Annotated in this window: 18 protein-coding genes; 11 read left to right on the top strand and 7 right to left on the bottom strand. The window is 65.9% G+C overall.

The genetic code is table 11. From position 1 onward, the window contains the following. Nucleotides 1–4 precede the first annotated feature (4 nt). Genes MJ607_RS01055 through MJ607_RS01045 form a run of 3 tightly spaced genes read right to left on the bottom strand, consistent with a single transcriptional unit; the run spans nucleotide 5 to nucleotide 2,624 of the window. Nucleotides 5–640 (bottom strand): DUF2637 domain-containing protein, encoded by a 636-nt coding sequence (locus tag MJ607_RS01055; RefSeq protein WP_243074497.1) that lies wholly within the window; start codon nucleotides 638–640, stop codon nucleotides 5–7. Nucleotides 641–669: 29 nt separating this feature from the next. Further along, entirely contained in the window at nucleotides 670–1,557 is an 888-nt protein-coding gene (locus MJ607_RS01050) for a bifunctional DNA primase/polymerase (RefSeq protein ID WP_243073691.1), read from the bottom strand. Further along, nucleotides 1,554–2,624 carry an ArdC-like ssDNA-binding domain-containing protein gene (locus MJ607_RS01045; protein WP_243073690.1) on the bottom strand — a complete coding sequence of 357 codons (1,071 nt, stop codon included), beginning with the start codon at nucleotides 2,622–2,624 and terminating at the stop codon, nucleotides 1,554–1,556. The genes MJ607_RS01050 and MJ607_RS01045 overlap by 4 nt, the downstream gene beginning before the upstream one ends. Nucleotides 2,625–3,025: 401 nt before the next feature. Between MJ607_RS01045 and MJ607_RS01040 the strand changes: the two genes are divergently transcribed. From MJ607_RS01040 to MJ607_RS01025, 4 genes are all read left to right on the top strand, one after another. Further along, nucleotides 3,026–3,448 (top strand): hypothetical protein, encoded by a 423-nt coding sequence (locus tag MJ607_RS01040; protein WP_243073689.1) that lies wholly within the window; start codon nucleotides 3,026–3,028, stop codon nucleotides 3,446–3,448. A gap of 63 nt (nucleotides 3,449–3,511) precedes the next feature. After that, nucleotides 3,512–3,976, top strand: a complete 465-nt coding sequence (locus MJ607_RS01035; protein WP_243073688.1) for a hypothetical protein — start codon at nucleotides 3,512–3,514, stop codon at nucleotides 3,974–3,976. Then, a complete protein-coding gene (locus MJ607_RS01030) occupies nucleotides 3,973–4,938 on the top strand; it encodes an MAB_1171c family putative transporter (RefSeq protein WP_243073687.1) in 966 nt (321 codons plus the stop codon). Before MJ607_RS01035 ends, MJ607_RS01030 begins: the two co-directional genes overlap by 4 nt. Before the next feature lie 63 nt (nucleotides 4,939–5,001). After that, nucleotides 5,002–6,111, top strand: coding sequence for a S9 family peptidase (locus tag MJ607_RS01025; RefSeq protein WP_243073686.1), 1,110 nt, complete (start codon nucleotides 5,002–5,004; stop codon nucleotides 6,109–6,111). Between the two features lie 157 nt (nucleotides 6,112–6,268). On the opposite strand, the gene MJ607_RS01020 is transcribed toward MJ607_RS01025, so the two are convergent. Next, nucleotides 6,269–7,225 (bottom strand): hypothetical protein, encoded by a 957-nt coding sequence (locus MJ607_RS01020; RefSeq protein ID WP_243073685.1) that lies wholly within the window; start codon nucleotides 7,223–7,225, stop codon nucleotides 6,269–6,271. Then, nucleotides 7,222–7,716, bottom strand: coding sequence for a hypothetical protein (locus tag MJ607_RS01015; protein WP_243073684.1), 495 nt, complete (start codon nucleotides 7,714–7,716; stop codon nucleotides 7,222–7,224). Before MJ607_RS01015 ends, MJ607_RS01020 begins: the two co-directional genes overlap by 4 nt. Before the next feature lie 324 nt (nucleotides 7,717–8,040). On the opposite strand from MJ607_RS01015, the gene MJ607_RS01010 reads away from it, so the two are divergent. The 7 genes from MJ607_RS01010 to MJ607_RS00980 all read left to right on the top strand — a co-directional run bounded on the left by MJ607_RS01010 (nucleotide 8,041) and on the right by MJ607_RS00980 (nucleotide 16,670). Further along, on the top strand, nucleotides 8,041–9,150 hold the full coding sequence (locus MJ607_RS01010; RefSeq protein ID WP_243073683.1) for a tyrosine-type recombinase/integrase: 1,110 nt from the start codon (nucleotides 8,041–8,043) through the stop codon (nucleotides 9,148–9,150). Between the two features lie 2 nt (nucleotides 9,151–9,152). After that, on the top strand, nucleotides 9,153–9,491 hold the full coding sequence (locus MJ607_RS01005) for a helix-turn-helix transcriptional regulator (protein ID WP_243073682.1): 339 nt from the start codon (nucleotides 9,153–9,155) through the stop codon (nucleotides 9,489–9,491). Between the two features lie 44 nt (nucleotides 9,492–9,535). Further along, nucleotides 9,536–10,945, top strand: coding sequence for a hypothetical protein (locus tag MJ607_RS01000; protein WP_243073681.1), 1,410 nt, complete (start codon nucleotides 9,536–9,538; stop codon nucleotides 10,943–10,945). 87 nt (nucleotides 10,946–11,032) lie between these two features. After that, nucleotides 11,033–14,470 (top strand): MobF family relaxase, encoded by a 3,438-nt coding sequence (mobF, locus tag MJ607_RS00995; RefSeq protein WP_243074496.1) that lies wholly within the window; start codon nucleotides 11,033–11,035, stop codon nucleotides 14,468–14,470. Nucleotides 14,471–14,633: 163 nt separating this feature from the next. After that, a complete protein-coding gene (locus MJ607_RS00990) occupies nucleotides 14,634–15,005 on the top strand; it encodes a sulfate permease (RefSeq protein ID WP_308193782.1) in 372 nt (123 codons plus the stop codon). Between the two features lie 90 nt (nucleotides 15,006–15,095). Continuing rightward, entirely contained in the window at nucleotides 15,096–15,365 is a 270-nt protein-coding gene (locus tag MJ607_RS00985; protein ID WP_243073680.1) for a hypothetical protein, read from the top strand. Between the two features lie 9 nt (nucleotides 15,366–15,374). Then, the gene (locus MJ607_RS00980) at nucleotides 15,375–16,670 is read left to right on the top strand and encodes a hypothetical protein (protein ID WP_243073679.1); all 1,296 of its coding nucleotides are present in this window, start codon (nucleotides 15,375–15,377) and stop codon (nucleotides 16,668–16,670) included. Nucleotides 16,671–17,007: 337 nt separating this feature from the next. Here MJ607_RS00980 and MJ607_RS00975 read toward each other — a convergent pair whose 3' ends face one another. Continuing rightward, nucleotides 17,008–17,367, bottom strand: coding sequence for a hypothetical protein (locus tag MJ607_RS00975; protein ID WP_243073678.1), 360 nt, complete (start codon nucleotides 17,365–17,367; stop codon nucleotides 17,008–17,010). Continuing rightward, a complete protein-coding gene (locus tag MJ607_RS00970; protein ID WP_243073677.1) occupies nucleotides 17,364–18,512 on the bottom strand; it encodes an ATP/GTP-binding protein in 1,149 nt (382 codons plus the stop codon). The genes MJ607_RS00975 and MJ607_RS00970 overlap by 4 nt, the downstream gene beginning before the upstream one ends. Nucleotides 18,513–18,639: the final 127 nt, after the last annotated feature.

The raw sequence follows: 18,639 nt of genomic DNA, 5'->3' as shown, positions 1-18,639 counted from the left end.
TCGCTCAACTCCTCTCTGTCAGTTCGTGCTGATGTCCGGCCACGCGGTCCTGCAGCCATCTGCCGACGGTCGACGGATGAACCCCGAGGCGCTGAGCGATCGCACGGTTCGACCATCCGGAGGCGCGGAGTTCTGCCGCGTCGTCTGGCCCTGCCTTGCCGACAGCGCTCGGCGGTCCGTCGATGAGGGGTAGGGGGCGGTCTGCGTCGGTGACGACCGTCAATCGCAGCTCGGGTTCGAGCATCTGCTCGGCCGAAGGCGATCTGGAGGCGTGACGAGTCAGGACCGAGGTGAGATGGGTGATGGCGAGAAGCACAAGGGGTGGGACGGCCGCGACGGCCGCAGCCAGGACGAGCGGCCCATCGGACGTTGCCGTCACGACAGCGTGGAGCGCATTGCCGGTGACCGAGATGAGCGCGCCTGCGAAGAGCAGCATCCAGGGGTACCACGCCGCTCGTGTCCCCGCGAGGACGACGACCGCGACCGTCGCGACGACGATGATTCCGTCAACGATGAGAGGCCACGCCCACGCCTGGTCGGCGCCCAGACCCGAGCGGCGTGCGAGGTCTGCGAGCGACGTGAATGACAGCCAGAAGGCTCCCGCCGCGATGAAGACGGTGCCGACGACAGCGGTCAGCATTGCCAACCGGATGCCGCCTCTCGCCGAGTTCACGGGAGGCTCCGTGTCGCACTCGACAGCTGTCGCCCGGGTGGGGCGCCGTTGACCGTGGTCCCACCCGTGGTCGCCCGGCCTGCGTGCGTATGCCGGCAAGCGGAGTAGATCGTGCGCTCTATCTCATTCGCTTCCAGCCCGATGCGGGCGGCGGCCGGCCCGAGAACCTCCACGATCGCGTCCGCGATTACGCCGGCCTCGCTCAGCCGGCAGGCCGCCCAGAACAGACCGTGGTTGCGCTCGCCCTCACGCAGACGGGACACCCAACGCGAAAGCACTTCGCCGTTCATCGAATCTGTCTGCGCGCGCGCGTCTCGGATGGGTCGCGGGTCCAGGAAGTCGCGGAGAGCGGCAGCATCGATGGACCTCGCCTCCGAAGAAGACAACGAGAAGGGACTGTATGACTTCGTGCCGCCAGACGTGAGGGCCGAGGAGGGAGGGACGACGACGTATCCGCCCTCGCCGCGAAAATCGATGTGCGAGCGGGCTGCCTGCCAGCATCGCTGAGGACCCGCCGCCGGAAAGTAGATATGAAGACCGCCCGACGGCGTTCGAACACGTGCGAGTTCGCCGTCGAGGAGGCCCTGATCCACGGCGAGGTGGAGCATGGGGAACCCCGTTCCATCGGCTTTGACATCCACATCGACGACGTCGATGCCGGACGTGCGACCCGTTGGCATCCCGATGTTGGCGTGCGGCGAGCGACGCCACCATGCGCTGACCTGTTCGAGGTCGCGTGTGGCGTCGAGGAACCCAGCGCCCGTCAACGGCCGTTTCCCTTGAGGTTCGCACGGGAAGACCGGAACCCCCGCCGCCGCGAACTGGAGTGCGGCTTCGCTCGTGTCCAGGCGGCCGACTCGCAGCAGGACATCGGCGATGCTCATGAAATGCTCCGCGCCGGGATGGGCTCGGCGATCCGCGGCGGCGTGGACGAAGTCGGCTTTCGCAGCGGTTCTCGCGCAGCCGCGGGACGATCCAGGCCGGGCGGGTCTCCTGCGCCGACCTGGTCTGTGGGGAGCGCGTCGAGGATCGCGACGGCAGTGCGCCGAACACGCTCACCCGTTTGCTGCACCACCGCAACGGCATCCGAATCCGGAACGGCAGTTGCCCATCCGGCGACATAGGGGATTGTGTAGTCCCTCGTGTCCATGCCATGAGCCGAGGCGACCATCAGTGCTATGGACTCGGCCTCGACCTCCCCGATGCCGCGGTGCGCGAGCGCTTCGTGGTCCGGCCCGTGCAGCCGGATGTGGGCGAGTTCGTGAGCCAGCGTCTTCGTGCGCGCAGCGGCATCCATGTCCTCGCGAATCGTCACGTTCCGCCTCGAGAAGTCGGTCCGCCCGTTCGCACCATCGATGGATGTCGCATCGGCCACCAACGACAGGCTGAAGTCCTCTGCATCGATCAGCGTGGCAAGCCCATCCCAAAGCCCGGGTGGCGCGTCGCCGCGTAGAAGTTGGGGATGCGGGAGCACGGCGATGGCCGCGCCGGTCGTCTGCGCGATGTCCCATACATACGCCGTCCGGGCGCCAGTGATGCCCGCGCGCACGGCTTCGCCTGCCCGCGGACGCTCCCGCGGTGCGAGGCGGCGCCACGACGAGGCATCCAGGGGAGTGGTGGTCGCGAACCGCGCCGTGCGGGGCGCGAAGATCATGTAGCCGTGCTGACCGGCCACAACGCTACGGCCCAACTTCTCCCATTGCCTGAAGCCGGCGACGTAGGTCGGCATCGGTTCGGCGACTGTGCCGGCCTCGAACGCCGCGGTGTGCTGAGCCCAGATGAGGAGTGTGTTGTTGAAGGAGCGCGAGCGGAAGTGGGCTGCGAACTCAAGCGCTCGCTTCCAATCGTCGCTCTCGATCAACGCCTCCACAGAACGGACGAGTCGATCGTGCAGCTCGTTCAACTTCGATTCCGAGTCGGGCCTTGTCATCTGGTCGGACACGACGATCACCTCTCCTGAGTGGCGGCGCGCTGCTTCTGTGCGCGTCCATGACACTGAGGTGCTCCATCGGGAGCAGATGAGGCACTTCGCGAGACCGCACCGCGTGCGCGGGGTCATCTGAATGCGAGAGTGCAAGCTCGAGGCGCTCGGAGGTCTTCGCTCCGAGCGGTGGGCGAAGCTCGACGGGCGTCAACCTGCCGTCGAGTCGTGCCTTGATTCTGTCTTGTCGTCACCTCCATTGAGCATGCTCAACATGAACTGACTCTGGTCTAGCACCAAGTTTGAGCATGCGCAACCCTTGCTTTGAGCATGCGCAACGGATAGCTTGAGCATGCCCAAATCGATGGATGCCATGCGGATATCAGCGACGATGCCTTGCCTTACCCGAGGGCGAAGGGTGGTCCAGTGGAATGACGGAAGACGACAACAAGGCGGCCGCCGAGGATCTGGCGAAGCGCCTCAGGCTCTTGCTCGATGTGTCCATCGCCGAGTCAGGTGCGGAGCCGACCTACGCGCAGATCGCTGCATTCCTCGAAGCTCGAGGGGCAAGCCTGTCGCGGTCGCGATGGACGTATATGGTCAACGGCCACCGGTACGTCAGAGATCCCGTCATCGTCGACGGGCTGGCCGCATTCTTCGACGTGGACGCGCCATTCCTCCTCGGCGAGGAGGGCGCGCCAACACCCGAGAAGGTGAATGCCCAATTGGACCTGATCCGCTCGATGCGCGCGGCACGGGTCAAGTCGTACGCCGCGCGAACGCTGGGGGACGTCTCGCCGAAGGCACTTCAAGCGATCAGCAAGTTCCTGGATGAGGAAATGACACAAACCTGAGCAGTGCCCACGCCGGTCCTCGCCGACCACCCGTGCGCACGCTCCCGGAAGGGAGTGAGACACGTGAACATCGAACAGACCGTGTCGACGGCCGTCGAAGACCTCGCGCTCGGGAGCGCTTTCACTTTCGACGAACTGGTCAGCGTCCTCCAGAAGCGCCGGCAGCGAACACTTCGAATCGTCGAGCTCGCCGACCTCGGTGAACACGACGGGATCTGCGCCCTGTGGCTGATCACGGATTCGGAGGATCTCGTCCTCCACGCACATAGCGACTCGATCCTTCACCGGCAGCAGTTCGTGCTGCACGAGTTCGCGCACATGATCCTCGGCCACGGCGACGACGACGATTGCTCGGTCGACGACTTCCTGCTTCCCGACATCCCGCCGCACACGCGTCGCCGCCTCCTCGCCCGGCAGGACCTGGACTGCGACAGTGAAGTCGCAGCGGAGTCGCTCGCCGACCATCTGGCCGCCGCGATCAGAGGTTCGGCGTTTGCAGAGTCTCGCTACCTGGAGATCTTCGGATGATTCAGGCCGTCATCGCGTCGCTGATGTGGGTACTCGTCATCAGTCTGCTGATCCTGCGCCGCCGAAGGGCGGAGCGCAGCATCACGTACGCTGCGATCACGATCGCGATCGCCATGACGCTCAGCGTCGATGCAGTGTATGCGCCTGTGGATGCGCTTCTGGGCGGCTCGAACCTCGGGACGTTGATCGCTGACGCCGCACTGATGATCGGCGTCTTCTTCCTCGGTCGTGGCATCACGAAGGCGGCCGAGTACCGTCCGCTACCTGTTCGTATCGCCCTCGGACCGGCCACGCTTGTCGTTGCACTCGCCGGCCTGGTGACCGCCTTCCTCCTGATCGACACGGGCTCTACGACGACGAACTTCATGCTGGACCTCGGGGAACAACCGGCAGCGGCGGCCTACTCCATCATTCAATTCACCTACTACGGCGTCGTGGTCGCGGCCATGGCGACGGTCGCGATCCGTCAATTCCGGCTCCGCACTGGTGTGCAGCGAATTCCGGCCGGATCGCTCATCATTGGCGCCGTGCTCGGCGTCTCGCTCAGCGTGGTTGTGATCGTCATGGACATCGCGCATCTCACCGGAAATCTGCAGCTGATGGTTGCAGCAGGCAGCCTGTACGGTCCGCTCTTCCTCCTCACCTTCGTCTTCCTCTGTATCGGCCTCGCGGGTCAGCCCGCCCTTCGCTACATCGGCGAGCGAAGGAGGCTGACGCGAACGCAGAGCTTTGTCGAGCAGCTCACGCCGCTGTGGGATGCCGCGACTCGAGTCCGACCCGGACTCAGCCAGCGCGACGCCACTGCCATTCGACTTGAGGATCCCGAGACAGTGCTCCATCGCGAGGTGGTGGAGATTCGAGACGCGATGATCGACCCACGCGTCGAGTTCGATCCGACCAACGAAGACCGTCACCTGCTGGAACGAGCTGAGGCCCATCTGCTTGGCTCAGATATGCGATGAGCCTGGTTCGTCGCCGACAACAGAACGGGCATGGGAGTGCGCACACCGAGAACGCTGGGATGGATGCTCAGTGCTGCCGCAGCCTCGGCGCTCGGCGTCGGCGCGGTCATAGCCCGTCGGCTGACGGCTCCACCCGCGCCCCGAACCTTCAATCTTTCGATCCGGGATGTCGAGAGGGATGAAGGCGCAGTCGTGGTCGTGCTCGACCAGACGCGGCAGACGATCGCCCGCGGCTCGTACACCCTCCTGTTCGAAGGAGGCGGATGGGCGCAACTCTCTGAGGATGTCGAGCAGCGAGGGCCCAGCCTGGTTGCGCGTCGAGCGACGAAGCTCTCCGCCGGTCTCCTACCGGCGATCGGTGATCGAGTCTCGTGGAGCGGCATCTACTTCACGACGCCAGCTGAGGCTGGTCTCGACGCCGCAGACGTGCAGTTTCCGACTCCCGCAGGCACCGCCCCTGCCTGGCTGATCAAGGGCGACGATCCGGAGACCTGGGCAATTCACATCCACGGACTCGGCAGTCCACGTTCCGGGCCGTTGCGCGGAGCACAAGTCGCCGCTGCGCTCGGCTACACCTCACTCGTGGTGACCTTTCGGAATGACGGCGACGGACCCTGGGCAGGTACGGGACGCTCCACCCTCGGAGCCACCGAGGTCGACGACGTCGCCGCAGCCGTGCAATTCGCCATCGCTAATGGCGCGCAACGCATTGTGCTCTTCGGATGGTCGATGGGCGCGGCGATTGCGCTGCAGCTCGCCGCTGACCCCCGCTACTCGCCGCGTATCAGCGCACTCGTCCTTGAGTCTCCGGTCCTCGACTGGATCGAAACAATCAAGGCGAACTGTGCTCGGGCCGGCATCCCCGCCGCTTTCGGATTGCTTGCAGTGCCGTGGCTCGCGTTCGGTCCGCTCGCCCGGCAGGTCGGGCTCCCCAGACCCATCTCGTTGCGTTCGCTCAACTGGAACACTCGCGCGCACGAACTCGAGACACCGACATTGATCCTTCACGGTACACGGGACGACTCGGCACCGATCGGCCCTTCGCGGGTACTCGCAGGGCTCCGCGGAGACATCGTTGAGCTCGAGGAATTCGATGCTGGCCACACGATGACGTGGAATTCCGATCCCGCGCGGTGGGAGAGTCTGGTCACCAGTTGGCTGAGAGCGAGATGAGCTGAACGCCTCGCGTGGAGGATGCGACGTGGCGCGACACCGCGACGTACGACTGTTCCCAGCCGTGCGGCGCTGTCCACCTCCCGCCCGCCACGCGTTGACCCTCGACCCTTGACCGCGGCGCGCGCACTCGCTGCCGAGGTTGCGAGTGGTCGCGCTAGATCAGCGTCGGGGCGTCGGGCAGTGGCTCGATTGAACGTAGCGTGTACACCTGGCGACGACGCGCGTTCGCTCCCTTGCCGACGATCGTCACCACGTCGAACTCGGCTCGCACTCGCTGATTCGCTGCATCGTGCTGCACCGCCTGCTCCATGAGTTCCGGGCTGGGCACCGCTGCTTCGATCGCAGCCCTGCCGTCAGGGGTGAACCACAGTGCACCGATCGAGCGCCGCGTGCCGTCGATCGCTCCCGAGAGCGTCGTCGACGTGCTGCTCTCCTGATGCTCGTCGAGCACGCGCAAAAGTGCCTTGGCCCCCAGCGCGCCGACATGCACGGGCTGGAAGCCGTGCACCGATCTCAACTCGCCCACGATGTCCCAGTCCTGCGCGTCGATCGCCTTGGCTGCACGCTTCAGCCCAGCGTGTGCTTTCTGCGGCAGATCGGCAGCGAGGCCCGACAGAACGTCATCGGTCACCTTCGCGCCCTCCTGCTGCGCCCGCGATAGCAGCACGGCAATCGCGTCGAGCGACGTCGAGTCGACTGACGGTGTGCGCGTGTTCTGCGCGGTGCGCCCGGTCGCCTCTTCCGGCGTCGCAGCCTTCAAGACGACGCGAACCGAACCGGGGCTGGGGGCGAGGATACGCAGCGTTGAGGAGCGTCGCTGACGCCCGAGCATGTGCTTCGCAACTTCCTTCGTCGCATCAGCGATACCGCGAACCAACTGGGCGAACGACTCTGCATTCGCTTCGTGGTGATGCACCGTCTCGCCGTCGAGATGCAGATCGAGTTCGGACTGCGCACGGTTCGTGAGTTCGAAGAGCAGAGGCGTCAACTCGTCGTGCTCAAATGCGAACGCTTGCAGGGAGCGGCGGGTCGCGCGGCTCGCGAAGTCGTCGCCTTCGGCCTCGTACCAAGCGTCACGGAAGGAGGCGATCTCCGCTGCGTTCAGGGTCACGGTCGCACCTCCAAGAACCCCTTGACCTTGTTCGGAACCGGCACCCGGTTCTCGTCGAGTACCGTCTTCCAATCGTTGATCCATCCCACAGTGCTGTCTACGTCGCCCCGCGCAAACAGGAACGCGTCGACCATGCCCGACATCGGTTGCACCTTGCCGGTCGCTGTCCTCTCGGTCAGCAGATTCATGATGCGGTCCTGCACGTCGGCGGGCAGCGCGTTCACGTCGCTCGTCTTCGCCATGACTGTAACGTCGACGTCGGACGGTGCCGCCCATGGCTTGTGCGTGACGAAGCCGCCGTCGATCCAGAACCGCGCGCCCCCAAGATGGGGCGAGACGATCGAGTACCAGACCTTGAACGCGTCGAAGACGATGCGTCGCTGATCGCTGAATGGCGCGCCGGTGACGAAGCGTTCTTCGATCTCGTCGAGCGTAGTGATGTGAATGCCGTCCGGGAGGCACCAGTCCCCGTCTTCGAAGGCCGGGATCACGCGTCGTTCCCCATGCGCGCGAGTTTATCCAGTCGAACGCGCCGCCTGACGCAGGTAAAGGCCCGCTCCTTGTCTGGCCCATCCGAGAGAGCTCGTCGACCTCCAGGCGCCATTCCTGACCATGAAGTCCCTGCTCAACAGCTGTCACGCCTCTTGCAGATCGAGGGCAAACCGGCTTTATCGCAGCAGATGTCACATCTGATGGGGGTGAAGGGCACGACGTTGTGGGAACGGATCCCGTCGATGCCTTGAGTTACCTGGCTGCCGATCCTATTGTTGCGTTAGAAGTTACATCGTGATGTTCTATGCAACGGATGAGGGCGCATGGCGGGGGAGTTTCCAGGGGCGGCGCCGTTGATGCTGGTGCCCGGCGTGGTGCACCTGAACGAGCCCGCCGCGGTGTTCGAGGCGATGGTCGGCGGCTGGGGGCGACAGCAGAGGTCGCGTCAATTAGGGAGCGGCACGATCGCGGATCGGGAGCGATTGATCCGCCGGTTCCAGGAGTTCACGGAGTCGTATCCGTGGGAGTGGACGCCTGCGGATCTGGAGGATTTCACGGTGTCGTTGACTTCGGGTCCGACGCGGTTCGCGGTGTCGACGGTGCGCGGCTATCACTTGACGTTGCGGATGTTTTTCGACTACCTCACGGACTCCCGCTATGAGTGGCCGACGCAATGTCATGACCGGTTCGGGACGGTCCCTGCGCAGATCTGCAACGAGTGGAACACCGTCGCGCATCTGAACGAGTACGAGGGCCGGCCGCAGCGGCGCCCGTTGACCTATCGGGAACTCGAGGCGCTGTTCGACTGGCTCGACGACCGCGTGGAGACGATCGCCCGTTCCGGTCGGAAGGGTGCATTGGCGGCGTTGCGCGATGCAACCATGATCAAGACCACGTACGCGTTCGGGTTGCGCCGCAACGAGCTGGTGCGGCTGGACGTTGCGGACTTGCGGCCCAATCCGCACGTGCGGATCTGGGGCAGCTACGGCTCGGTGCACGTCCGGTTCGGGAAAGCGATGCGCGGATCGCTGCCGCGCCGGCGCACGGTTCTCGCGGTGCCCGAGTTCGACTGGGCGGTGGCCGGGTTGCAGCAGTGGGTCGCGCAGGCGCTGCCGCTCTACGAGGCCGGCGGGCACCCGGCGCTCTGGCTCACCGAGCGGCGCACCCGGGTGAGCGTGCGCCACGTCGACGAGTTCTTCGCGACAGCGCGCGCTGAGGTCGGGCTGGATGAGCATCTCTCCTTGCATTGCCTGCGCCACTCATACGTGACGCACCTGATCGAGCATGGCTATCCGGAGCGGTTCGTCACGGAGCAGGTCGGGCACACGCACGCCTCGACCACCGCGATCTACACATCGGTATCGAACGACTTCAAGAACAAGGCGCTGCAAGCGGCCCTGGCAAGGGTCTATGGGACGAGCGAGACGGAGTGACGATGAGGACGATCCAGGTGCAGTGGAACCTGCGACAGGTGATGGCCGACCGGGGGATGTTCCAGACCAGCGAACTGGTCCCGCTGCTGGAGGACCGCGGCATCCACCTCACCCGTGAGCACGTCTACCGGCTGGTCACGAAGACCCCGCAGCGGTTGAACACCGAGGTGCTCGTCGCGCTCTGCGACGCACTGGGATGCACCCCGACGGACCTGATCACCCCGGTGGTGGTCGCCACCGCGACTGCCCGCACCGGGACGGCGGGGGAGGGCGGCCCGAAGATCGGTGACCTGCGCCCGGTCCGCGCCCGGATTCGCCGGCCCGACGGCGTCACCGAGTGAGTCCAGCGCCCCGGCGGGCGTGTGCTCGCTGCGGCGCGATGCGCGTGACCGTGACGCTGCCGATCGGGCCGATCTGCGCGAAGTGCCGCTTCGCGATGGCCTACCACCCGGGCATCTGCCCGGAATGCGCGCAGCGCCGCCCGCTCGGATATCACTCGACCGTGAGCAGCGGCTTGGCGGTCTGCGCGTCCTGCGCCGGCGAGGAATCCGTGTTCGCCTGCACGAGTTGCGGCCGCGAAGACCAGCCCTACAGCAACAGGCGATGCGCCGGCTGCGTCCTGGCCAAGCGCCTCACCACCCTGCTCACCGACCCGACCACCAGTCGCATCCACGATCGACTACAGCCGCTCTACGACGAGCTCGCGGGCGCGAAGCGGCCGCAGAGCGTGATCAGCTGGCTTCTGAAACCGCCGGCAACCGGCAATCGCCTGCTCGGGCTGATGGCGCGCGGGGAGATGCCAATCAGCCACGACGCATTCCGCGGGTTCCCGTCAGACCGGTCCCACACCTATCTCCGAGACCTGCTCGCCGGCACCGGCATCCTGCCCGCCTACGACGCCTCCCTGGAAAGGATCGAGCGCTGGCTGGACGACAAGCTCGCACCGCTAGACGCCGAACACGCCGCACTCATCAGCAGATACGCGCGCTGGCACGTCCTGCACCTGCTGAGACAACAATCAGGGGGCGGAGCTCACATCAGCAAAGGGCAAGCCGACGCCGCCCGTTACAAGGTCACCCTCGGGATCCGGCTCGCGAACTGGGCCATCGAGCACGGCACCACGATCGCCACCCTCACGCAACCGCAGCTGGACCTCTACTTCAGCGACCATCCCGGGGGACGCGCCGGGCAATACGGATTCATCAGCTGGCTCCGCCGCACCGGCGCCAACCGGGCCCTCAGGCTGACAGCCCCACCAAGCAGCCTCCCCATCGTCGACGTGTCTGACGAGGAACGCTGGCAACAGGTCGACATCCTGCTCCACGACGACACGATCCGCCCCTACGCCCGAATCGGAGGCCTGTTCACACTGCTGTTCGCGCAGAACCTGATGGACGTCTGCGCCATGACCACCGACCAGATCACCGTCACAGACGACGGCAAAGTGTTGGTGGCTTTCGACACCACGCCCATGGGGATGCCCCCGATCCTCGACACCCTCATCCGGGAGCACGCCACCCGCCGGGTTCCCAGCATCGCCAGCACGAGCCACGGCTGGCTCTTCCCTGGCCGCAATCCTGGCAGGCACCTGGAACGAGAGAACTTCCGCAAAGAGCTCGTCGCTCACGGCATCCACCCGGCCCGATCTCGCCACGCCGCTCTTTTCTCCCTCGCCGGCCTGCTCCCCGCCCCTGTGCTCGCCGACCTCATCGGAATCGCCGACAAGACCGCCACCAAATGGGCGATGCTCGCGGCCCGCGATTGGTCGGACTACATCGCCGCACGCACGCGATAAAGCCCGCGATCAATATCGCGTCGGCCCCGATAGCGCACCTCCTCCGTGAAGAGCGGAGGTGGCGCGGTGACGGTCTCGATGCGGGTGATGAGTGCCGGCGACGGCTACAAGTACCTGCTCCGCACCGTCGCCGCCGGCGACGGAGACCGCTCGCTTTCCACTCCGCTCACGCGCTACTACAGCGCGGAGGGCACCCCGCCGGGCCGATGGATGGGTGCCGGTCTGGGGTCGCTGGCTTCCAGCATCCGCGAGGGAGACACAGTCAGCGAAGCACAGCTGCAACTGCTGATCGGGATGGGACGGCACCCGGTCACCGGCGAGCCCCTGGGTCGCGCGTACCCGCAGTACGGCAGGGAAGGGCAGGCAGGCGGGCCCCGTCAGCGCGCGGTAGCCGGTTACGACTTTACGTTCTCGATCCCGAAGTCAGCGAGCGTGCTGTGGGCAGTTGCCAACGCAGACACGCAGGCGCTCATCGCTGGTGCGCACCATCGCGCCGTTGCACACGTCGTTGCGTACATCGGCCGCGAGGTTGCGATGACTCGCACAGGTGCAAGGGCAGGCGACGGGGCAGTCGCACAGGTCCGAGTGCACGGACTGATCGCGACGGCTTTCGATCACTTCGACAGCCGCGCAGGCGATCCTCACCTGCACACCCACGTCGTCGTGAGCAACAAAGTGCAGACCGCACTCGACGGCAAGTGGCGCTCACTCGATGGCAGGCCCGTGCACGCGGCCGTCGTTGCACTGTCGGAGTTGCACGAGGCGATCTTCAGCGATGAGCTCACGCGCTCGCTCGGGATCGACTGGGAGGCGCGAGACCTCGGCCGTGACCGCAACACGACGTGGGCGATCGTCGGCGTGCCGGAAGAGCTCGTTCACGAGTTCTCCACGCGAGCGCACGCGATCGATGGCGAAACCGATCGCCTCATCGCCGCCTATGTCGCGTCGCACGGACACCGACCAACGGCTGCAACGATCATGAAGTTGCGCGCGCAGGCGACGCTTTCGACACGTCCCGAGAAGCAATTGCACTCGCTGGCCGAGTTGACGGGCGGATGGCGCAACCGTGCGTCGAACGCGCTTGGGCGTGAGGCAACATCGTGGGCGCACGCGCTGGTCGCGGACAGCGCGGGACCGACGCTGATGCGTGCAACGGACCTCTCGCCCCAGCAACTAGCGACCCTCGGCAACAGCGTGATGGTCACCGTCGCCGACAAGCGGACGACGTGGCGCCGCTGGAACCTCGTCGCTGAGGCCGCACGTCAGACCATGCCGATGCGATTCGCGACAGCATCCGATCGCGAAGCGGTGGTCGAGCTCGTCGCCGATGCGGCGGAGAGTGCGTCTCTGCGACTGTCGCCGCCTGAGATCGCGGCAACTCCGCTCGAGTTCCAGCGCGCCGACGGGTCTTCGGTTTTCCGCGCGCGCCGCAGCGCCGTTTTCACGGCCGAGCTTCTTCTCGAGGCCGAGGCGCGGCTGCTCGACCGCTCCCGCGACACTCTCGCACCGCGTATGCCGACCGTGCAGACCCGATCGGCAGGACGCGACCGCATTGCGCTCGGCTCCGACCAGAGGGAGGCGCTCGACCGCATCGTCAGCTCGGGCCGCACCGTCGATCTGCTCGTCGGGGCCGCAGGCACCGGCAAGACCACGGCGATGCGCGCACTGCGCGACGCCTGGGAAGCGTTTTACGGTCGGGGCTCCGTCGTCGGACTCGCACCTTCGGCAGGCGCCGCGCACGTGCTCGCTGAGGAGCTCGGCATCCCGACCGAGAACACCGCCAAGTGGTGGACCAACCACCTGATCCATGGTGACTCCTTCTCTGCCGGGCAGTTGGTGATCGTCGATGAGGCGTCGCTTGCCGGCACGCTCTCGCTGGACCGCGTTTCGCGCTTGGCGGCGGATGCAGGCGCAAAGGTCCTGCTTGTTGGTGACCACGCGCAACTCCAGGCAGTCGACGCAGGCGGCGCATTCGCTCTACTGGTCCACGATCGGGATGACGTGCCTGAGCTGGTCGACGTCCATCGGTTCGTCCACAGCTGGGAGAAGGAGGCATCCGTCCAGTTGCGCGATGGCGATGTCGACGTGATCGATGCCTACGCGGAGCACGGCCGACTTGTCGAGGGCGATTCGGACGCGATGATCGACGCGGCATACGCGCAATGGCGCGACGATGTGCGCCGCGGCAAGTCGAGCGTCCTCGTTGCGGATTCCAACGACGCCGTTGCAGCGCTCAACGTACGCGCTCGCGCCGAGCGGATCCTCGATGGTGAGGTCACCGGACCGGACGAGGTCACACTGCACGCGGGCACCGCGGCGGCGGTCGGTGACATCGTGCTCACGCGGCGCAACGACCGCACCCTGCGCGCGGGACGGACGTGGGTGCGCAATGGGGACAGGTGGAGTGTCGTCGCGCTGCGCCGCGACGGGGGGATACTGGTGCGCCGCACCGGCCGGGCCTGGGGAGCAACGGTGGCACTGCCCGCTGCCTATGCCGCCGAGCACGTCGACCTGGGGTACGCGATCACCGCCCACCGAGCGCAGGGGATCACAACCGACACGGCTCACGTCCTCGTGCGGTCCGGAATGACGCGCGAAAGCCTCTACGTCGCCATGACGCGTGGGCGCGAGGCGAATACCGCCTACGTCGCCGTCGACCGGCCGGAAACTGCGCACGGGGGACCGCACCCCGGCGATCCGATCGATGTGACCGCTCGGACGGTCCTCTACGGTGTGGTTCAGCTCGTCGGCGCAGAGCTCTCTGCCCACGAGACGATAGCGGCCGAGCAGGACCGCTGGGAGTCCATCGCGCAGCTGGGTGCGGAGTACGAGACCATCGCAGCTGCGGCACAGCGTGACCGCTGGGTCGCACTGATCGAGAGGGCGGGGCTGACGAGCGCCGAAGCCTCGGGTGTATTCGACTCGGAAGCCTTCGGTCCGCTCACAGCTGCGCTCCGGCGCGCCGAGGCCGATCACCACGATGTGGACCTGCTCTTCCCCGCGGTTGTGCGGTCACGCGGTTTCGACGGAGCCGGCGACGTCGCGGCAGTCATTCTGTCTCGCCTCGAGAAGACCATCGCGCGCGGGGCCGCCCAGCGTGACATCGGGCGCAGGGCGCCGCGACTGATCGCGGGTCTCATCCCCGAGGCTCTCGGGCCGATGACCACAGAGATGCGTGTCGCACTGGACGAACGGAAGTCGCTCATGGAGCATCGAGCCCAGCGTCTCACTGAGAGCGCACTTGCGGGACGCGACTCGTGGGTCGCCGCACTCGGCGTCGAGCCACACGGATCCGCCCGTGCAGCGTGGATTCGTCAAGCCCGCGTCGTTGCCGCGTATCGCGACAGGTACGCGATTACCGGCCACCGTCCGATCGGCGGCGTTCCGACGAGCAGCGCTCAGGAGCGGGATGCTGTGCGCGCCCGTACTGCGATGGAAGCTGCACGACGTTTGGCCAGTGCCGCATCTGACCAGGCCTCCGGCGCGAGGGGGAGTACTCACAGGATGGCGGCGCCCAGCCGGTAGTCGTCCGTGGTCTTTCCATTGTCGGCCGCCCGTTCTACGCTTTCACCAGGCAACCTCTAATGCGCCGCCGCTCGTTGCGGCGGTATGACGGGCCGTCGGCCAGTCCTTCCAGGTTCTTGTTGCCGAACGCATGGAGGGCAGCCGCATGTTCGGAGCGACCTGGATGCTGAGCATCCGTCTCCGCACCTTTCTTCGTCGGTTCATGCCGAGCAACATTCTTCTCGCTGCGATCTTCACGCGCCGCGGCCTGAAGTGGGGAGTGCCCGCGATGCTCATCGCGGTGATCTACTTCCTCGCAGCCGCGCTCTGCGCGGGACTCGTCGAGCAAGGCGCAGCAGGATGGCTCAACCTGCTGGTGCTTCTGTTCCTGTGGAACGCGCTCAAGTTTGTCGCCGTCGGGCCGGCGAGCCTCGTCTGCCTGCTGCGCGTGAAGATGCGCGAGGCTCAGGTCCGTCGCGTCACTCGCGTCGCCGTGATGAGCGACGGAGTTCAGCTTGAGCGCGTGACGCGGGCGCCGGCGCGCGTTCTGCATTGATTCTCGAGCACGCCGCGTGGGGCGACGTGCGCACCTCTTGCTCGGGCCAGTCTTGTACGCAGACTGGTGTCCGATTCTCGGAGGTGTCGTATGGCGTTGCCCCAGGAGCAGTTCGACGAACTTCTGCAAAGGACGGCGCTCGCGGCCTTGTTTTACTATCCCGAGATCGCCGTGGACGACGGCGACTACAACCTGCAGAACGACATCGAGTACTGCCTGGCGCCAGTGACAGCACTGCACTCCGAGGATCTCGACGAGCTGCGAGCCGCCGTCGGTCGCGTGATCACCAATCCTTCGGCCCATCGCGCCGAACTCATCGAACTCGTCATCGAGCTCGCGCCAGAGCCGACGGGGGAGTAGGCGAGACAGATGGCCGACGCGTCGGACGACGCCTCGCGTCCCGCCGCTCGGAAAGAGCAGCCCGACGATCAGGATGCCGCGAACGAACGCGCTCGCGAGAGCAACCGCCGATACCGGCAGGCTCATCCAGATCGACACGCTGCTTCCGCGCGACGATGGAAAGAGGCGCATCCCGAGCGTGTCCGCGAACTGAACCGCCTGTGGAGGGCCGAGAACCTCGAGCGGTCGAGGGAGCTCAACCGCGAGTCGATGCGCCGAACGGCCGCGCGCAAACGTCAGCTGCTCGACAAACGCCGCCGATCAAACGAGGCATCGAAGCGCTGGAAGGAAGCCCACCCTGATCACGTCCGGGAGTACCACCGCCGCTGGCAGGCCGCCAACCCCGACAAAGTGACGGGGTACCTCGAGCGCTACCGCCGGACACATCGGGAGGAACTGAATAGGCGGGCGACCGCCTGGCGCGACTTGGAACCCGACAAGATGAAAGCGGCGCGAAAGGCCTGGGCCGATCGGAACAAGGAGCGCACCGCTGAGATTCAGCGCAAGCGACGAAACGACCCCGAGAAGTACCGTGCCGACCTCGACAAGAACAACGCTGCCAAGCGACTCGCACACCGGCTCGAGCGAGCGGGCCTGCCGCCCAAGGAGCTGCATCGCACCACAGCAGCTGAGCGCCGCGCAAACGATCGAGCGGCCGCTGCCTACTTCAACGACCCGGTGCTGTCGGAGCGCCTGCGGCAGTTCGCTCGGCTCACGCAGAGCCTGACTGAGCACATGGTGGCGCATGGCGGTCGATTCCGCGCCTTCGCGCACTCCTTCGTGGCCACCCGCTCGCGCATGGGTTTGCCGCCAGTCGACGTCGAGCAGGTCGTGTGGGCTCGTGCGGTGGAGATCGTGACCGAGCGGATGAAGCGCGTGGACTTGCTGACGAGCCGGGATGTCGCAGCAGCTGTTCGAAGCGCGAGGTCGAACGTCGCGGTTGCTGCGCGCGAGCGTCGCGCGCAGCAACTGTGGGCGGACATTGAAGCGCACGTGCACAGGAACCGTCTGCGCCTACTCGAGGAAGCAGGACTTGAGAACGCGATGCGAGTTCGTTCGGGGAAGGCAACGGTCCCGGTGGAGCGCATCGTCGCGCTCACTGCTCTAGACGAAGTCCTCGAAGCGCAGCCCGAGCTTGCCCTGGAGCGCAGGCAGATCAGACAGATCGTTGGGAAGGTTCAGCCGGGGCTCGCTGGCATCGCACAGGCGTTTCTTCCCCAACAACCTAACGGAGGCGCTTACCCTTCAAAGGAAAGGTCGCTTTGACACCCAGCAACGGGTGCAACGTTGTTCTCGCGCCGTTTATCGGAGTCGCAGTCCCCGTCCCAGCCACCGCGAGGACCAGGCGAACGCGGGTAGAGCCGAGCGTTGGCCTGGCCGCGATCCGTTGGTGGGCTTCCAGCAGCGGTCACACGGTAGACGACCGCGGCGCGTGCCGGTTGAGGTTGTCGAGGCGTACGACGCGGCTCATTGAGCTACGACTGGATAGTGCCGATCACAACGATGCGGCACGAGTGGCAGGCGTAGCCGCTTCCGGCGTCTCTCAGCACGGTGCCACACTCCGGACACCGGGGCGTCTGGACGTCGCTCAGCGGATCGGCCGTCATCCGCGTTCCGTCTGTGCCGAAGGGGCGTCCCAGTCGCGCGCGAACTCAGCCGAGACCTGCGCCCAGACGAGGCGCAATCCGTCGTCGAGCGAGTGCACCTCGTCCGCGAGCGGGGGGAAGATGACAAAGCTGTGCGGGATTACTCGGCCTGCTGCGTCCGTGCGGCCCTCTGGATCGGGGAAGCGCAATACGACGTCGCCGCCGACGCGCAGGCAGACTTCCCGCTTGCCCCCGACGCCTGCGAACGCGTTCTCATAGATCGGAAGCGGATCAGGCAGCCCTCCGTCCCGCAGAAACCGGAACCCCCAGCGCTTCCCGCGGGTGGCCCACAGAAACGGGTCGGATCTCGACGTCATTTCAGGCTCCGAAGGAGGAACTGCTCCTTCCCTGCCTGGTCGAGATCCATCTGGAAGCCTGTCAAGGTGGCGGTGACGTAGTTCTGCTTCGCGAACGCCTCGGCGTTGACGGCCTTGAGCTTGTCGCCAGCGAGCTTCGCAGCTTCGTTGACGACGTCAGCGTTGATGAGACCCAGGATCATCCCCGCGACGCCCGGCTTCTTCGCCTTCTTCCCGATCAGCGCCGCGGCCAGGAGGCCGGCGCCACTGAGCAGGTTCTCGGCGACCTTCGCAGGCAGTTGCTTCCTCTGCGCCCACTTGACGTGCCGTTCGAAAGGCAGGATTGCGGCGAGGGGAAGGACGAGATCTAGTCCGACTCGTTTCTTGACCTCAATCTTTCCGGGCTCGAACTTGGCCGACGACAGCAGGAGGAAGTCCTCGCCGACGGAGAGAGCATCGCTGTCTTCGACGATCCCAGCGAGCACCTTGCGCAGCTCGTCGAGGTCGTCGGCGGCCTTCTCGATCAGTAGGTCGCGGAAGTTGAAGACTGTCGTCTCCGGCAGCAGGTCTGCCTTCGAGAGCGCCAGGATCCAGATGCGCGGGAACTCGACGAGTGGCCTGCCGTCCTCCAGGAGTTCATCCTTCAGATTCAGCAGCCCGTTTCGGAAGTTGCCGAAGAGCGACTTGAGGTACCGATCCTCCTCTCCGGCGTTGTCCAGCAGCTTCTGGCCGTCGACAAGTAGCACTGCCACGTCGGATCCGAGGAGCGACCGGAAGGTGTCAACGCGGCGCTTTGATTCTTCGCCCGTGACGTCCTGCTCGAACCACTCACCGGGGTAGTCGTGCCAGACGAGACGAAGGGCGTCGAAGGGCGCAGACTTCGCCTTCGCTTCGCCAGTATCCTTCAGCTTGACCGAGAAGGCGTACGACGTCGCCGCGAACTGTGTCGGGTCGGGCACCCGGGCTGAATCCCGCATGCCGAGATAGTTCCGGTGCAGCTTCGCGCCCTGACCAATGTCGTCGGCGACGACGTGGAACAGGCTTTGGCTGAGGAACTGAGCCTCTTGCGTCGCGCCGTAGAACGACGACACCAACACCGTCTTGCCGCTACCGCTCTCCCCAAACACCGCGATGTGCTGCTCGAGCGCTGCCTTCTTGAGTTGCATATGAGCAACCTAGGGCACCGGGTCGACATTGATCGTGTCAGTAACACGGGGGGACTGGGGCGTCATCCTCGACACAAGGCTGACCGTTGATCAGAACCGACTAGATGCAGCGTCTTCCTGGGCACCG

It is taken from the genome of Microbacterium sp. SS28, from assembly GCF_022761035.1.
Lineage (GTDB): Bacteria > Actinomycetota > Actinomycetes > Actinomycetales > Microbacteriaceae > Microbacterium.
The sequence above is the reverse complement of the archived record's forward strand: the minus strand, read 5'-3'. Positions and strand labels throughout refer to the sequence as shown.

Coding starts and splice junctions, on each gene's coding strand:
- MJ607_RS01055 (WP_243074497.1), bottom strand. CDS start 640: ATGCTGACCGCTGTCGTCGGCACCGTCTTCATCGCGGCGGGAGCCTTC.
- MJ607_RS01050 (WP_243073691.1), bottom strand. CDS start 1,557: ATGAGCATCGCCGATGTCCTGCTGCGAGTCGGCCGCCTGGACACGAGC.
- MJ607_RS01040 (WP_243073689.1), top strand. CDS start 3,026: ATGACGGAAGACGACAACAAGGCGGCCGCCGAGGATCTGGCGAAGCGC.
- MJ607_RS01030 (WP_243073687.1), top strand. CDS start 3,973: ATGATTCAGGCCGTCATCGCGTCGCTGATGTGGGTACTCGTCATCAGT.
- MJ607_RS01025 (WP_243073686.1), top strand. CDS start 5,002: ATGCTCAGTGCTGCCGCAGCCTCGGCGCTCGGCGTCGGCGCGGTCATA.
- MJ607_RS01010 (WP_243073683.1), top strand. CDS start 8,041: ATGGCGGGGGAGTTTCCAGGGGCGGCGCCGTTGATGCTGGTGCCCGGC.
- MJ607_RS01005 (WP_243073682.1), top strand. CDS start 9,153: ATGAGGACGATCCAGGTGCAGTGGAACCTGCGACAGGTGATGGCCGAC.
- mobF (WP_243074496.1), top strand. CDS start 11,033: ATGAGTGCCGGCGACGGCTACAAGTACCTGCTCCGCACCGTCGCCGCC.
- MJ607_RS00990 (WP_308193782.1), top strand. CDS start 14,634: ATGCTGAGCATCCGTCTCCGCACCTTTCTTCGTCGGTTCATGCCGAGC.
- MJ607_RS00985 (WP_243073680.1), top strand. CDS start 15,096: ATGGCGTTGCCCCAGGAGCAGTTCGACGAACTTCTGCAAAGGACGGCG.
- MJ607_RS00980 (WP_243073679.1), top strand. CDS start 15,375: ATGGCCGACGCGTCGGACGACGCCTCGCGTCCCGCCGCTCGGAAAGAG.
- MJ607_RS00975 (WP_243073678.1), bottom strand. CDS start 17,367: ATGACGTCGAGATCCGACCCGTTTCTGTGGGCCACCCGCGGGAAGCGC.
- MJ607_RS00970 (WP_243073677.1), bottom strand. CDS start 18,512: ATGCAACTCAAGAAGGCAGCGCTCGAGCAGCACATCGCGGTGTTTGGG.